We start from the raw sequence: 15644 nt of genomic DNA, 5'->3' as shown, positions 1-15644 counted from the left end.
TAAAACGCCTCACAAACCTTAGTGTTCGCAATAAATCGTTGTTGCTCACCAGCCTGCCTGGTGAGCAATTTTTGGATTTAATGAATACTGATTTTCTTTTGGGAAAGCCTGCCTATGAAATTATAAAACAATTGGTACAGGGTAAAACCAAAATACCGCTGTGCGACGTGCAGGATCCGAGGTATGAAAAGGTGAATGAGGTCAGCAAGAAGCTGCGTAAAATTAACCGTACCGAAAAATTTATTGAGGAAGAGCGCGGATCCAGAGACCTGTATGTCGGATATCCTTTTATCAGAGGAAAATTTTCGGACGGGACTCCTGTGCATGCACCGTTGCTTTTTTTTCCAGTTACCCTAAAAATAGAAAAGGAGCAATGGTGCTTGTTCGGAAGAGATGATACCGGAATTATTCTTAACCACAGTTTTGGCCTGGCTTATTCACATTTTAATGAGGTTGTGGTTTTAGATGATGTACTTGAAAAATCATTTGAAGACTTCCCTGGGGATGTGCTGGAATTTCATACACAGTTACACGCCTGGCTGAAAGAAACACCTTTCAGAATAAATTTCAATCAGGAACTGTTTGACACTAAGATCGTACATTTTGATGCGCAGAGAACGGCCGATTTGAAACTGCAGGAGCGTAACGGGGAGATGAAACTGTGCCCCGAAGCGGTTTTAGGGATTTTTCCGCAGGCGGGTTCCTATCTGGTTCCAGATTATGAGTATCTCCTGGAACAGGACAAGGAGAAGTCATTTTCCTCTATACTACTGGGTGCTGAGCCTGATGGTATTACTGATAGTACCCCAATGCGCCCGTCTATCAGAGAGGAAGATATTTTAACCCCATTTCCGATGGATGAATCCCAGGAGGAAATCATATTGGAAGTAAAAAGAGGGAAGTCGGTGGTGGTACAGGGACCTCCCGGAAGTGGTAAATCTCAGCTGATCTGTAATCTGATGGCAGATTTTGCCTCACGTGGAAAAAGAGTATTGCTGGTTTGTCAGAAAAGGGCGGCACTGGATGTGGTGTATAATAGGCTGAAAACAATGGAAATCGAGCCTTTTGTAGGCTTGATACACGATTTCAAGAACGACAGACCAGCGCTTTATCAGCAACTTAATACCCAGATACAGCGCGTGGACACATATCGGCAGCAGAATTATTCGCTGGATGCAGTTGTTCTGGAAAGGCAATTTATCAAAGAAAGCAGGCTGGTTGACCAAATCGTGCAGGAACTTACGGCCTTTAGGGAGGCACTTTTCAGTGAAACGGAGTGTGGTGTTTCAATCAAGGAGTTATATCTTAACAGCGATCCCGACGTACCTCATATTGACCTCTCAGATCATTTTCGGCTATTTCGGATGGATGGTACAAATGATTTTGAAAGGCGGCTTGCAATGTTCCTGAATTATTCCGGTAAGATTAATAAGGAGCATCTGTGGCATAAGAGGAAGAATTTTGCTGCTTTTGGATTGAATGAACTGCACCAGATGGAAAGGATGCTTTCAGACTGGCCGCTGGCGTTTGAGCAGCAGGGGGCAACTTTTCAAAAAATTACCGAAGCCGGGTTTTTCAAGAAGTTTCTGAGTGATAAAAATGAAACAATTGAAAGGTTCTCGGATATAATCGGCTTGCTGGGAGACGATTCGGTCTATTCACTATTCCGGAATTTTATTATCCATGATCAGCAGCAGGCTCAACGGCTGGCGTTCATTAGACAAGCGGCCGATTCTCTGGCGGGTATTCTTGCCGAAGAGGGTATTGAATGGACATTGAAAAAAAACGAATTACAGGAATTTAGGAATATTTTGCATCGGGCTATCAAAGCCAAACAGTCGGCCGTTTCAGGAAAATTTTGGGATTGGTTTAGCAAGGATCAAGGAGCCATTCAAAAGGTTGCCTCCCAAAACGGTCAATCTGTTGCGTATGAAGATCTTTTGAAGCTTGACATGAAGGTCAGGAACAGGATGCAGTTGGAAGAATGGTTGAGCAATCCGCTTTTGGCTTTTGAGGATAGCTGCTTGCAAAAGAATCTTGAAATTGAAGAGCAATATATAGTTTTCTTCGAGAGGGCCGAACGAGCAGCAGATGCGGCCATGCGTGCCAGCCTGAGGCTTTGGAATCCATTTCTGACGCAATGGGCGGAGACTGTTACCTACCCCCTGTTCATAGATCACCTGAAAGGGCTTAAAGCATGGCTCAAGTCCTGGAAGAAAATGGAGGAAGCAATGGATCCTTTTTTGTTACCGGACCAGATTGATCAGTTGATTACAGATAGTACCGGATATAGCTCGGATCTTCTGAAGGCGCTGAGACGAGACTTTGATCTGCTAAGTGAAATGGACCTGCTGTTTAATGGAATGTCGGCAGAAGAAAGGGAAATTATTGTGCGGATCAATAAACTTTCAGAGGCAGAAAATATACATGAGGTGGATGAAATGATACGGATCTTTGAAAATAGCGTCGGCTTAGCATGGATCGTACATATTGAAAACAAATTTCCGCAGCTCAGGGCAGTTACCTCACTGAAAATGCAGCAATGGGAAGAACAACTACAGAATGCTGTTGTTGTCAGGCAGCAATTGAGCCGGGATATAGCGGGAATGAGGATCAGGGAATTTACCTATAGGGATATTGAAAAGAATCGTTTGGGTAACCGGATAACTTATCGCGAACTGGACCATCAGGCTACGAAGAAAAGGAAGATTTGGCCTATCCGGAAATTGATGGAACATTATTCTGATGAAATCTTTTCATTGATACCGTGTTGGCTGGCTTCTCCGGAATCTGTATCGGCAATTTTTCCTATGACAAAGGATATCTTTGATCTGGTGATTTTTGACGAAGCTTCTCAATGTTATGCTGAATACGGCTTGCCCGCCTCTTTCAGAGGTAAGCAGATTGTGGTGACCGGAGATACTAAACAATTGTCGCCGAACGATCTTTACCGTGTCCGTTTTGAGGAAAAGGAGGAACCCGAAGAGTATTTCGCAGCAACGGAAGTAGTATCACTGCTAGATCTGGCAGCACAGTCCCTGGCTCAATATCAGCTCTCTGGTCATTACAGGAGTCTTTCCCTTGATCTCATTGATTTTTCTAACCGTCATTTTTATAAAAATTCGCTCAGGTTATTACCCGATTTTCACCGGATAAATAAGGGTGAACCTGGTATTGTGTACCTGAAAACCGAGGGCATCTGGAAAAACAATACCAATAATGCCGAGGTTGAAAAAGTAGCAGACCTGGTTCAGGAATTGTCTGGATCCGGAAAAAGTATAGGTATAGTAACCTTTAATTTTTACCAGCAGCAGCGTATCCAGGAAAGACTGGAACTGGCGGGTGCTTCTGCGAAAGATCTTTTTGTGAAAAATATAGAAAATGTACAAGGTGACGAACGCGACATTATTATTTTTTCTATGGGGTACGCGCCAGACGAAAAGGGCAGGCTTGTCATGCAGTTCGGAAGTTTAAATGCGCAGGGAGGGGAGAACAGGTTGAATGTAGCGGTTACCCGAGCCCGCGAAAAGGTGTATTTTGTTACCAGCTTATGGCCGGCTGAGTTAAAAACAGAGCTTACGACTAACGAAGGGCCCAAACTGCTGAAGGCCTATATGCAATATGCGCTGGATGTTTCGGAAGGTAAATTCAGGGCCGAGCCGTTCTCACTGGCAAAGTTTAGGGCCGACTGGTTGCTAAAGGAAAAACTCGCCAGGCTGAACCCCGAATATGCGCAGGAATTACCATTCGGAGACCTCACTATAAAAAATGGAGAGGTATATAAGGGGCTGGTTCTGACAGATGATGACCTCTATTACCGAAGCCGTACCTCAAAAGAACCGCATGCTTATTTACCTCTCCTGCTTCGACAAAAGAAATGGCCTTTCAGACGTTTTTACAGTCGTGAGTATTGGACAAAATCTATTGACCTGTAAGATTTACTATAGTTCCTTAATACGGATTTTGCGGTATGATACCTTGTTTCCGTGGTCCTGCAATGCGATTTTACCTTTTTGAGATACACCAAAACCGTCCCAGCCTTTAAATTTGCTGTTGGCCACCAAGGCGTCCCATTCGCTTCCTGACGTTGAAAAAGACACAACCTTCTTCCCGTTAAGCCAGCTTTCCCCTTTTCCGTCTTTAATGATCAGCCTGACCTTATTCCATTCATTCGCTGGTTTTACAGCGGTAAAATCATTAGGGGGCAGTAAATCATAAAGAGCTCCAGCCTTGTGATTGCCAGACTTGCCTGCTTTGGCATCGGGGTGCTTGGCATCGTCCAGGACCTGGATTTCTGGGCCGGTAGAGTATGGACAGCAATATTTTTCTTCTTCAATTACATGATATATAATTCCGCTGTTTCCTCCTTCTGAAATTTTCCATTCCAGTTCCAGTTCAAAATCGCCAAATTCCTTATCCGTCACAAGATCCTTACCGCCTTTTTCGGTAAGAACAAGTGCGCCGTCTTCAACTTTCCATTGAGGTAATACACCGTCGGATTTCCAGCTATGCCATCCCTTGAAGCTTTTACCGTCAAATAGTGACACCCACTTGCCTTTTTGCGCCAGTACTTCAGTACCGGATAGTGATAAAGAAAGCAGAGCAACCAGGGCCGCTTTTCCAAATGCCTGCCAATTTGTGAAATTCATATTATGTTTGTTAAAAGTTTTGGACCACAATATTAAGTACTTTTGAGTTTGGAAATACATATTGGGGGTCAAAGTTGATAAACTTAATACTATATTAAAGACTGTATCAAAATGGCATCAATCTTCTCAAAAATTGTAAACGGAGAAATTCCTTGTCACAAAATTGCTGAAAACGATGAATTTCTGGCTTTTCTGGACGTTTTTCCAATTGCCAAAGGGCATACATTGGTAATCCCTAAAAAGGAGATCGACTATATTTTTGATTTAGACGATGCCCTTTATACAAGGCTTTTTTTATTTGCTAAAAGTATAGTGCCTGGCTTGCAGAAAACAGTGCCCTGTTTGCGGATCGGAATCAGCGTGATAGGCCTCGAAGTTCCTCATGCCCACATACATCTTATTCCATTGAACTCGATGGCAGATGCAGATTTTAGCAAGAAAATCAAACAGAGTTCTGAGGAACTGGCACTTTTAGCGTTGGATATAAGGGAGAATTTAATCTAAATTGAAGTCTTTCCGGATACCCAATGAAAAACCGAAGGTGTTTGGATACAGCTTTCCTATATCGCTTGCAATGGAACCCTTGATGATACTGCCACCCAAAAAGTTTATTTTGGTCTGCAGTGCGATAAGCCCGGAGAATTGTGTGGGAGAGCCGGTGAAAGGTCCAAGATAGGTTCCAGAGTTCCTTGAATAGGAAAGTTTTGAATGCCACTTTATTTTGTTGTACACATTCCCTTTTAAACCCAGGTGAAATACCATTACCCGGTTGTTACTGGTAAAATTATCGGCATAGACAGGCCAATTCCATTTGGTATCAGAAGTGGGAGGGATGAATGGAGTACCTATTGTTCTATCGAAATAAGACCATCCGTCTCGAACTTGTTGATTGTTAAAATAATTATCCCTGCCTCTTTTTTTTCCATCTGTTAGGACAAAATCATCACCCCCCTGATCCTTTGTATAAAGAAATTCCAACACGCCTTCTTCTATTTCAAAAATGTCTCCGTATGAATTTTTTCGTTTGATTCTAAACCCATTAAGTCCATCTTTAAGTGCCTGCAGATAAAATAGCGAACCATCTTCATAAATGGTTTGCCGGTAGAAATAGAGATTTGTTTCATAGGTCTCAATCTCTACCGCAATGTCAATCGAGCCAAGGTGATTACCTACACGGCTGGTACTATCAAAGTGTGTAACACTTTCTCCTTCGCCCCCTATTTTTCCTCGAATGACATTGAGATAATTTTTGAAACCATCGGGTAAATCGTCATTTTGCGCCGACAGATAGGGTGATTTTCCACCCCATTGAACCTGATGGTTAGCACCGCCATAAAGTTTAACAATAGAGCCAGCCCGGCCGATACGGAGGTATAACGCTTTATGATGAAACTTGAGGCCGCTGGTAACGGGCCTGTTTTTTTCAAATACCCCGTCGGAATAAAACCCATTAAATGAAATCCATCCTTTTGTGAAAGGAACATCTACAAATTTTGTGGTCCCAATCTGAATCTTGGGAATAGGAAGTGCATTGCCAGACCAGGGATAAGAGCCAGTACCAATGGTGGAATCTGCCAGGCCGATCCACTGTTTCTTTCTCCCAATAAAGAGTTCCCAATTTTTGTAACGGAGGGAGCCATGTAACTGGGGTATCAGGACTTTCGACTTTTGGTTCCCATTTGCCACAACTTCAACACCAAAACCCGCACGCCAGGGGCCATCCGGATCCCTGACTACCGATAAATTCCAATAATTCTCAATGCCTATTCTGGCACTTCCCGTTGGGCTTATTTTGGATATTGTCCCAAACTGGTTGGCCTGCATCCAAAACGGAGTACGTGAATTGGAACTTCCGTAACCATAAAGCTCAACATAACTTTGCGAGCTGTCGGGAAAGGCTATGTACCCTGCTTGTGAAAAACAAAAGGTGGGTAATATCAGAAGGAGTGTGTGTAGTAAAATACCTGGCAAAAAGTTCATATAAAATCCCGCGGCCTTAGCAATAAATTTTTATTAAGTTAATTTTAAAAGCGGGTATATTTGGTAACTATTTGATTTTTAGGAAGTTGTTCGTTGAGCATTGCTAATCTAGAAAGCCGCTTTTTTTTAACCCGATCATCAGGCTATTATTTTTTGAGTAAAGTTTACCAATATCCGAAGAAAAACCGATAAAAGTTGTGATTCCCCCAAAAAGAGACAGCTTTTTTTCTGCCACGAGTAGCAATGATACCTGGGGTTTTACTTGTTCAAAAGGTGTGAGATAAGAACCGAAATTGCGGGAGTATGTTGCTTTTAACAGGAATTCGGTGTGATGCCAATTTGCGGTAATTCCGCTATGAAATGCTATCAATCTGTTATTGTTAGTGAACTCCGACGAACTTTTAGGTAAGGTTTCAGCAGTGGTACCGGCTTCCGAAGAAAGGGGAGTACCCATATTCTGTCCCCGGTACGACCACCCATTTTTATAAATATAATGATTGTAAAAATTTCCGGTTTCAGACTGGATCAAGCCAAAAGGAGGATTGGAATTAGCCTGGCTTTTGGTAGACAAAAATTCAAGTAACAGCGACTTGAATATGAGTTTTTTGGGATGCTGGTTTGGGTAATTCCTTCTTTTTATCCTTATTCCGTTGAGGCCATCCGAAAAGTTTTGAATTTGAAAAAGCGATCCGTTTTCAAATATATTCTGCCGATATATAAAATACTCCCAGTACTTCCCCTTTCTTGTAATTCCGAGGTCATAGGTGCCGAAGTGGTTGCCAATACGCTTGTAATCTTTTATTTTACCTGTAATGACGTGGTAATAGGCTTCGGTAGAAGGTATATTGTACAAAGGCCATATCTTGTCTTCTCCACCCCAGACCACCTGATGATTCACGCCGGCTAAAACATTAAACCTGCTTTTTTTATTGCCGATCCTGACATAGAATGTCTTTTGGTGAAAATAAGTATGTGGGATATGACGCACCGGTCCGTATAAAATATCACTTCCCCTTAACATTCCGTCAGAATAAGATGCTTTAATCGCTACCAAATCATTGGCGAAATAAAGGGGTACAAAATCCGGTATGGAAAGCTGCAGCCTGGGGAAAGGTCGGGCATTGCCCGACACCGACATAGATCCTGAGGTAAGGGTAGTATCCATCAAACCGGTTACCTGATTTTTCTGGCCTACCGAAAGCTCTACAATGCCTAATTTGGCGGCCAGGTATGCATCAGAAAGAAAGAGGTCCCCTTTTTTTGCATAGTTGGAGATGAGCTGGATGCTCCCACTCCACTGAAAGAGTCTTGGATTGTTGGGGTTATAAATTTTGGAAATGGCCCATCGTCCGGACCCGAAATTTCCGCTGGAGGGAATATTCCCATTTTGATTGGCATGAATCCAGAACGCGGTATGGCTTGCTGAACCAGAGAGTAATATTGCAGTACTATATACGAGTGTGGAATCCTGTGCCTGACAAAAGAAAGCGGAGCAGATAAATGATAATAATAAGCGTATACGCATCGGAAGAACAAATACGACGTTGGGTGGCGTAAAAGTACACAGAAATTTACTAGTTCAGACTAGTAACGTTGACCTCACCCTATTTGGTCTGTTAGTTGAGAAAGCCGGTTTTTTTTAATCCAATAATCGAAGCGAAACTCTTGGGGTATAAGTCGCCAAGGTCCGAAGCTATTCCCAAGTTAATAAGGCATCCATTCAGAAATGGTATTCTTTTTTCTAAACCTAGCAAAAAGGAAGTTTGAGAAACCTGCTTTTGGAAGGGATTGTCGTAAGTGCCGAAATTAATGGAATATGTACTTTTGAAAAGAAAATTGAGGGTATGAAAAGTGCCACGTAAACCTGCATGGAAGGCTATTATACGGTTATTGACGGTGAATGTCTTGGAGTTCTTTGTTTGTAATGCTTCCTTGGTAAAATTCTGAGGGCCTATCAGAGGTGTTCCCAGGCTTTCGCCGCGGTATGACCAGCCCTGATTGTAGACATAATGGTTAAAATAGTTATCTCTTCCGAATGTGCTAGTATTAAAATTGAAAACTGAACCTCCCTGGTTTTTGGTATAAAGCAACTCAAAAAGAAGAGTACTCAAAGAGAACCCCCGGCTTTTCTCTGCGGCTTTCCTTATCTGCAAACCGTTAAGTCCATCCGCAATGTTTGACAAATTAATCAGGGAGCCGTCTTCGTAGATACTTTGTCTGTATAAGAAAATATCCCAAATCTTACCTTTCCATTCTGCCGCTAGGTCGATAGTTCCAAAATGATTTCCCACTCTGCTACCGGACCAAGATTTTCCAAAAACAACATACTTATAGGCGACCTTTGGAGACAGGCCTCCCGAGAATATTTTATCCTCACCACCCCAGATTGCCTGATGGTTGAAACCTCCCAGCAGATGTAGTCTATTTTCTGGTTTACCGATTCGCAGATAGAAACTCTTTTTGTGCAGATAAATATTTTTCACAGCACTGACATTACCGTAGCCAATACCGGCCGGTCCCAGCAGCCCGTCTGAATAGGAAAACTTAATGGCAAGTAGCTCAAATTCTGGTACTAGAGTTACATAATTTGGTGTACACAACTGCATTTTGGGGAAAGGCCTGGAATTTCCAGACATAGCTATTGGTCCCGATGTCAGCAAACTGTCTCCACCTAACCCACCCGTTTCCTTGCGCTGTCCCAAGCTCAGTTCTACAGGGCCGGCCCTTCCTGAAACAAAAAGATCCGTAAAAAACAGATTTTTAGATTTTGCCAGGTTGGCAATGACTTCACTTCCGGCTGCCCACTGAAAAAAACGAGGATCTCCCGGATGGAATCGTTTGTACACAGCAACTTTGCCTGAAATGTAAGACCCCGAGTTAGGCACGCTACCGAACTGGTTGCTTCTCATCCAGAAGGGGATAACTTTCGTTGATCCGGCCGGTGAGAGATCAACTGAAAAAGTGTAAGTTGAATCTTGAGCACTTGCGCTGTATATTATGATTAAAAATACAACTAATAGTCTGTACTGCATTGTTTTGAATGAGATAAGGCCATGGTAAGCCTACCTGCCTTTTCTTCCGAAGATCACAACGGCTGTCCGGAAAATAATCTTAAGCTCTAGTATCAGACTCCAGTTTTTGATGTAGAACAGGTCGTACATGAGTTTATGCCGGGCGTCGTATACACCGGCACCGTAGGGATACATGACCTGAGCATACCCCGTAATGCCTGGCTTTACATTGTGCCGCATATTGTAATAAGGAATAGTCTCATCAAAAGTTTCAGTGAAAACGGGTCGTTCTGGCCTTGGTCCGATTAAAGAAATGTCTCTCTTAAAAACATTAATAATCTGAGGGAGCTCATCGATCCTGCTAACGCGCATAAACGCACCGTAAGAAAATACTCTGGAATCCCTTTTACGGGAAAATATAGCGCCATTCGTTTCAGCGTCGAGCCGCATGGAACGAAATTTAATACAGTTGAAAGATTTATTGTTCATGCCCACCCGTTCCTGATAAAAGAAGGCAGGGCCGGGGGACTGCATTTTTATGCGTAAATAGCTAAACAGCCAAATGGGAAAGCTAAGGGCCAGCAGGACAAACGAGATGGTTACATCAATAATTTTTTTTGGATAACGTACCCTCTTCCCAAACTGAATATTTTGATCTATGTTTGGATTGGTCTCGGTTACGTTTTCTGGTATATATATTTTTTTTAATGTCGTTTCGCAAAAGTCATATACGGTGCTTATCTTAATAGACTTATTTCTTTTTACGACCAGTTCGTAAATAACATGATAGCGGCTGTCGTACTGAGGGTTTGTTACAAGATGAATCTTTTCGAATTTATCCAAAAGCGGGCTTACTGCGTGGTTGAGAAGATAGTCATCACCGGTAGACTGTGGTATGAGTGTGATCTCCTTGTATTTTCGAAGCAATGCGGCTAGATCAAATTTTTGCAGAAAATAATCATAACTAGTAATAATCAGTACTTCATCCGTTGTTGCAGTTTTGCTTCTTAATCGGTGAATAGTGGTTCTATCCGCGGTGTAAATTCTTCTCATCTGTGAAATAGTGGTGTGTGGTGAAGTGCAAGTTTAATTAATAAAATTGAAAATTGAAAATTTTACAATTTATATCCTAGTGGATTGTACTTTTTTAATATTTTTCTTCGTATCAATTCTTTTGTAAAAAATGAGAGGCCTCTATGACCTTAGAAATCAACAGCTTGTTCCAAAATAGTATTATACAGTTTTAGGTATGCCTGATACATGGTATTGACGGTAAACCGCAAATCATACGATCGTCGAGCCTCCTTGGATGCATTACGATACATATCCACGTTTTCTTTGTATAACAGAATTTGCCGGGAGAAGTTATCTGCTACGTTAGGGACAGCCTTCCCGTTTTTACCATTCAAGATTTCCACTATACCGCCGACATCGGATGCAATCACTGGCTTTGAGTAACAAAGAGCTTCCAAGATACAGATGGGCATTCCTTCATAATCGGTAGGTAATACAAGTAAATCCACATATCTGAGCAGCTTATGGGCATCGGGAATTTCACCCAGGCACTGGACATTTTTAGGCAAGTTTAACACCGGTTCCTTGTTGCCGACCCAGTAGAAGTCAATATTATGATCTTTTAATTGTTCAGCGACCTGGCAGAATAAATCAAACCGTTTTTGCGGCGCCAATCTTGCGATGCACAAAACACGGAAGTTATCAGCTCCGGAGAATTTACTCAAGAATATGCTTTCATGATTGCCCAAAGGGTTAAAGCTTTCCAAATGGTAATCAGAGAGGCCATTGTAGATACATCGAACGTTGTCTTTTATGCCTGATTTAATAAGATTGTTGTAGTCGTATTGGCTTACAGCAACAATATAACTAGCGCTTTTTTTAAGTAATTTCTCCAGAAACAGAAGTTTACGAAACTTAAGCCTGATGGAGTCAAAGCCGTGGACTGTATAGACAATTTTACTGGGAGAAAAAGCAAGCCGACCTAAAAGTCCGGTTTTAGACGAATGGAGATGAATAACATCGGGTTGGAAATCTTTATCAATTCTGTTAAGTTCAATCAGGGCTTGTACATCTCTCACGAAGTTAATTTTTCTTTGAAGAAATTTAATAGGCTTTTGAATGACTTCAGGTGATAATAACGTCCACATTTCTCCATTTGGAGATGAGGCAATCATTACTGTATGGCCTTCTTTAACCGACTCTTTTACAAGATTCAGTACGACTGACTGTGCTCCCCCAATCTCGGAGAGTGTTATTACATGCAGAATTTTCATTTAAAGTGATGATAGTGTGTAATTTGAGTATAATACTTTAATTATACATTTTTTCTTTGTAAAAATCCATAATAGTTTTCCATAAGCTCTGTTGTTCAAAATGCCGGATCACATGCTGTCTGGCTTTTTGGCCCATTTCATGTCGTAACGCCTTGTTTTTAATCAGAAAGTCGCAGGCGCCAACAATCTTGGCTATACTTTTCGGTTCAATGAGTATTCCAGTTACCTTATCGATGATAATTTCATTACAGCCATTAATATGAGTGGCAATGCTGGGGACCTCCATCGCACATGCCTGCATAAGTGCCTGAGGAAAACCTTCCCGGTAGCTGGGAAAAACAAAAATATCTGATATAGTAAGGTATTTTCTTACATCCTGCTGATGGCCTACCGCGATAATGGATTTGTTGTTCTGAATGCTGCTTTTAGTTGAATCCTTGAGTGGATTTAACTCTTCATGCGCACCAATCAATAGAAGATATAGGTTATTGTGACTGGCCTGAAGGACCTCGAAAGCTTCCACCAATTCATTAATCCCCTTATAATTGGCTAATCTTCCTACAAAAGAGAGAATGATACTGTTAGTAGCAATACCGAAACTTTCTTTGAAAAGTTGTCCTTCCTGACGCAAATGTTCAGAGACGGAAAAATAATTAACGTTGATACCATTACTACTCCCATTTCCTAAAACTCGGAGTCTTTCTGAATTTCCGGACAATTTATTATCAATAATAAAATTTTTAAGATGATTGGAGTTGGGAAGAACCCAGTCAGCACAATAGTATGTCAGGGATTCTACGGCATTCAGCAATTTTCTTTTTGCCCCTGTTGTTTCCATCAGTGGCAAACCCGCAACGGTATGAACTTTCAGTGGAACTCTGCATAAAAAGGCAGCTAGCATACCAACTATACCCGCTTTGGGAGAATGCGTATGAACAATTTGTGGTTTGATTTTCAGGATTAAAACAATGGTTTGATACAGAGCCCAAAAATCTTGAAATAACGTGAATTTTCTAGATAAGGGTAAAGGAAAGAATTCAGCATTTTGTTGCTCTATCAAGGCAGGTACCTTATCATCAGGTGAACTCGCCATGAAAACTTCGAACCCGTTTTGCTGCATGAAATCCAGTTGACCCCGCAGTAAAATATGAAGAGAATAGGTTTCGGTGGCGATTCTAAGAAGTTTGATTTTTTTCATAATGAATATTCTGACTTTCCAACATTTATTTGCTCCCCGAGCGCTGCTGGAAATGGCGGATCGTATGTTCCAGTCCTGTTTTGAAAAGTATTTCCGGCTTATAGTCAAGAAAGTGCTTTGCTTTTGAGATATCCGCGAGACTGTGCTTTACGTCTCCTTGCCTTTCTTGTTTATAAACAGCTTTGATATCGCTATGCAAAATTTCTGCTATTTCCTCAACAAGTTTTCTTAAAGTTATCTGTTGGTTACACGCAATGTTGAATACCTGATGCGTATTTATAGAGGAAAATAGCGCTTTGATGTTGGCCTGAACAACATTTGCAACGTACGTAAAATCGCGAGAAGTATAACCATCTCCATTAATTTGGGGGGCTTCTCCCTCCAAAAACTTGGTGATAAATAAAGGGATTACAGCAGAATAGGCCCCTTCAGCACTTTGCTTCGGGCCAAAAACATTGAAGTATCGCAAGCCTATTGAGTGAAAACCATAAACATCAGAAAAAACTTTTGCATATAGTTCATTAACATATTTGGTCACGGCGTAAGGGGATAGCGGGTTGCCAATGTTGTCCTCCGTTTTAGGCAATGCCTTGCTATCTCCATAGGTGGAAGATGATGCGGCATATACCAGCCGCTTTACTTTTGACTCTTTAGCGGCATTAAGAATGTTTAAAAATCCGCTAATGTTTGTCTCGTTTGTCTTAATCGGGTCATCTATGGAACGGGGGACGGACCCGAGCGCTGCCTGATGCAGAACGTAATCAATTCCTTTCATCAGTTCATTGCAGGTAGTATAGTTGGTAATGTCACCCTCTACAAACTCAATGTTGCGAGAGTTAACAAGGTGATCAATGTTTTTTTTGAAACCTGTTGAGAGGTTATCCAGTATGATCAATTTTCCCGGATTATAGTAAGAAAGGTACTCTGCAAGATGGGAACCAATAAAGCCAGCACCACCCGTGATTAAAAATGAGGATCGGGAAATGTCCTTATTATGATATTTATTGAAATTCATTGTTATAGCATCAATTATAGGCGTCCTTCGGTCAATTCCTTTGGAAATATTCCCTTCACATCATATATCACGGCCTTTTTATCTCCAAAAGGTGCAATGTCCAGCGTTTTAAATTCATCATGCGCCACTGCTGCAATAATTCCAGAGAACTCATGTAAAGATGAAATGTCGTCGATCAGATCCAGGCCATACTCCATTTTGACCTCTCTTTTGTCTGCTCTAGGATCATAGACTGATATATTTACTCCATAAGTTTCCAATTCCCTGATGATATCAATAACCCTACTGTTCCGAATGTCAGGACAATTTTCTTTAAAGGTTATTCCGAGTATCAGAACACAGGAGTTTTTTATTTTAATGTCATGCTTTATGAGGAGTTTAATGAATTGTTGAGCAATGTAAATGCCCATACTGTCATTCAGCCGTCGGCCGGCCAGTATAATTTCAGGATTATAACCCACTTCTCGTGCTTTTTGAGCAAGGTAGTAAGGGTCAACACCGATGCAATGACCACCTACCAGCCCGGGCTTGAAAGGGAGAAAATTCCATTTTGAACCAGCGGCTTCCAGAACTTCCGAAGTTTCTATATTTAACAGACTAAAGATTTTGGCCAGTTCATTTACGAAGGCAATGTTAATATCTCTCTGAGCATTCTCTATGACTTTTGCCGATTCTGCGATCTTTATACTAGATGCTTTAAAAGTACCGGCAGTAATTATAGTACGGTACAAAGCATCAATTTCGCTGGCAATCTCAGGTGTTGAACCTGATGTTACTTTTCTAATTTGAGTAAGGGTATGTCGTTTGTCACCTGGATTTATTCTTTCAGGAGAATAGCCGCAGAAAAAATCTTTATTAAATGTCAGACCGGAAATTTCTTCCAGTATAGGTACACAGAACTCTTCCGTGGCACCGGGGTATACGGTTGATTCGTAAATAACTATGTCACCCTTTTTAAGGTAGTTGCCAATTGTTTTTGTTGCTAGATGTAAAGCGGTCAGGTCAGGGTTGTTAAGGGTGTCAACCGGTGTAGGTACGGTCACTATAAAAATGGATGCTTCGTTCAGATGACTCGTATCAGTAGTTACAACCAGTTTGTCAGCGGCCTTCAGCTCTTCTTTTGTTATTTCCAGCGTGCGGTCGTAATGACTTTTTAATTCATCCACTCTGGTCGCATTTAAGTCTAGTCCAATGGTATCGTAAAGTTTTCCAAACTCAACAGCCAGCGGAAGTCCGACATAACCTAAGCCAATGACTCCAATAATTTTATTCCTGTTCTTCATCAAGATAGTATGAGATAGTGATTAACCAGAACTCTTTAGTGAAGAATTCTTCTAATAATATAACTGTATAGCCTTCCGAACCTAAAGATATACATGAGTGAGGTCATTGTATTTAGGGTACAAGAGTTATTGTTCGGTGTGCTAAGTTATGATGAGTTTATGTATTTTGCATGTTTTTGCGGCTAAAACCTGTAAATTGATAAAATTCTGGTTATAGCCG

11 protein-coding genes are annotated in these 15644 nt (G+C 41.4%); 2 read left to right on the top strand and 9 right to left on the bottom strand.

All coding sequences use genetic code 11. The features are described 5' to 3' along the window. The first annotated feature begins 80 nt into the window (after window positions 1-80). A complete protein-coding gene (locus tag KOE27_RS18410; RefSeq protein ID WP_229252829.1) occupies window positions 81-3935 on the top strand; it encodes an AAA domain-containing protein in 3855 nt (1284 codons plus the stop codon). 6 nt (window positions 3936-3941) lie between these two features. Here KOE27_RS18410 and KOE27_RS18405 read toward each other — a convergent pair whose 3' ends face one another. Beyond that, the gene (locus KOE27_RS18405) at window positions 3942-4649 is read right to left on the bottom strand and encodes a 3-keto-disaccharide hydrolase (RefSeq protein ID WP_215240285.1); all 708 of its coding nucleotides are present in this window, start codon (window positions 4647-4649) and stop codon (window positions 3942-3944) included. A 111-nt stretch (window positions 4650-4760) separates the two neighbouring features. Here KOE27_RS18405 and KOE27_RS18400 point away from each other — a divergent pair, with 111 nt between their 5' ends. After that, a complete protein-coding gene (locus tag KOE27_RS18400; RefSeq protein WP_215240284.1) occupies window positions 4761-5153 on the top strand; it encodes an HIT family protein in 393 nt (130 codons plus the stop codon). Here the strand turns inward: KOE27_RS18400 and KOE27_RS18395 are convergent. The 8 genes from KOE27_RS18395 to KOE27_RS18360 all read right to left on the bottom strand — a co-directional run bounded on the left by KOE27_RS18395 (window position 5145) and on the right by KOE27_RS18360 (window position 15424). Next, window positions 5145-6629, bottom strand: a complete 1485-nt coding sequence (locus KOE27_RS18395) for a capsule assembly Wzi family protein (protein ID WP_215240283.1) — start codon at window positions 6627-6629, stop codon at window positions 5145-5147. The two genes, KOE27_RS18400 and KOE27_RS18395, sit on opposite strands and share 9 nt — an antisense overlap. A 103-nt stretch (window positions 6630-6732) precedes the next feature. Next, the gene (locus KOE27_RS18390) at window positions 6733-8154 is read right to left on the bottom strand and encodes a capsule assembly Wzi family protein (RefSeq protein WP_215240282.1); all 1422 of its coding nucleotides are present in this window, start codon (window positions 8152-8154) and stop codon (window positions 6733-6735) included. A gap of 91 nt (window positions 8155-8245) precedes the next feature. Next, window positions 8246-9538 (bottom strand): capsule assembly Wzi family protein, encoded by a 1293-nt coding sequence (locus tag KOE27_RS18385; protein WP_229252828.1) that lies wholly within the window; start codon window positions 9536-9538, stop codon window positions 8246-8248. A 153-nt stretch (window positions 9539-9691) separates the two neighbouring features. Then, window positions 9692-10693 carry a sugar transferase gene (locus KOE27_RS18380; RefSeq protein ID WP_215240280.1) on the bottom strand — a complete coding sequence of 334 codons (1002 nt, stop codon included), beginning with the start codon at window positions 10691-10693 and terminating at the stop codon, window positions 9692-9694. 149 nt (window positions 10694-10842) lie between these two features. Continuing rightward, window positions 10843-11928 carry a glycosyltransferase gene (locus tag KOE27_RS18375; protein WP_215240279.1) on the bottom strand — a complete coding sequence of 362 codons (1086 nt, stop codon included), beginning with the start codon at window positions 11926-11928 and terminating at the stop codon, window positions 10843-10845. 37 nt (window positions 11929-11965) lie between these two features. After that, window positions 11966-13126: a glycosyltransferase family 4 protein gene (locus tag KOE27_RS18370; protein ID WP_215240278.1), complete on the bottom strand. Its 1161-nt coding sequence runs from the start codon at window positions 13124-13126 to the stop codon at window positions 11966-11968. 25 nt (window positions 13127-13151) lie between these two features. Next, on the bottom strand, window positions 13152-14141 hold the full coding sequence (locus KOE27_RS18365) for an SDR family oxidoreductase (protein ID WP_215240277.1): 990 nt from the start codon (window positions 14139-14141) through the stop codon (window positions 13152-13154). A gap of 14 nt (window positions 14142-14155) precedes the next feature. Next, a complete protein-coding gene (locus KOE27_RS18360; protein ID WP_215241675.1) occupies window positions 14156-15424 on the bottom strand; it encodes a nucleotide sugar dehydrogenase in 1269 nt (422 codons plus the stop codon). Window positions 15425-15644 lie beyond the last annotated feature (220 nt).

Origin of the sequence: Dyadobacter sp. CECT 9275 (genome assembly GCF_907164905.1) — a bacterium.
Classification (GTDB): domain Bacteria; phylum Bacteroidota; class Bacteroidia; order Cytophagales; family Spirosomataceae; genus Dyadobacter; species Dyadobacter helix.
Note: the sequence above shows the minus strand (reverse complement) of the source record. Positions and strands in the feature narration are given on the sequence as shown.

Excerpts from the sequence above, each read along its gene's own strand:
- KOE27_RS18410 (WP_229252829.1), top strand. The coding sequence starts at position 81 with ATGAATACTGATTTTCTTTTGGGAAAGCCTGCCTATGAAATTATAAAA.
- KOE27_RS18405 (WP_215240285.1), bottom strand. The coding sequence starts at position 4,649 with ATGAATTTCACAAATTGGCAGGCATTTGGAAAAGCGGCCCTGGTTGCT.
- KOE27_RS18400 (WP_215240284.1), top strand. The coding sequence starts at position 4,761 with ATGGCATCAATCTTCTCAAAAATTGTAAACGGAGAAATTCCTTGTCAC.
- KOE27_RS18395 (WP_215240283.1), bottom strand. The coding sequence starts at position 6,629 with ATGAACTTTTTGCCAGGTATTTTACTACACACACTCCTTCTGATATTA.
- KOE27_RS18390 (WP_215240282.1), bottom strand. The coding sequence starts at position 8,154 with ATGCGTATACGCTTATTATTATCATTTATCTGCTCCGCTTTCTTTTGT.
- KOE27_RS18385 (WP_229252828.1), bottom strand. The coding sequence starts at position 9,538 with ATGAGAAGCAACCAGTTCGGTAGCGTGCCTAACTCGGGGTCTTACATT.
- KOE27_RS18380 (WP_215240280.1), bottom strand. The coding sequence starts at position 10,693 with ATGAGAAGAATTTACACCGCGGATAGAACCACTATTCACCGATTAAGA.
- KOE27_RS18375 (WP_215240279.1), bottom strand. The coding sequence starts at position 11,928 with ATGAAAATTCTGCATGTAATAACACTCTCCGAGATTGGGGGAGCACAG.
- KOE27_RS18370 (WP_215240278.1), bottom strand. The coding sequence starts at position 13,126 with ATGAAAAAAATCAAACTTCTTAGAATCGCCACCGAAACCTATTCTCTT.
- KOE27_RS18365 (WP_215240277.1), bottom strand. The coding sequence starts at position 14,141 with ATGAATTTCAATAAATATCATAATAAGGACATTTCCCGATCCTCATTT.
- KOE27_RS18360 (WP_215241675.1), bottom strand. The coding sequence starts at position 15,424 with ATGAAGAACAGGAATAAAATTATTGGAGTCATTGGCTTAGGTTATGTC.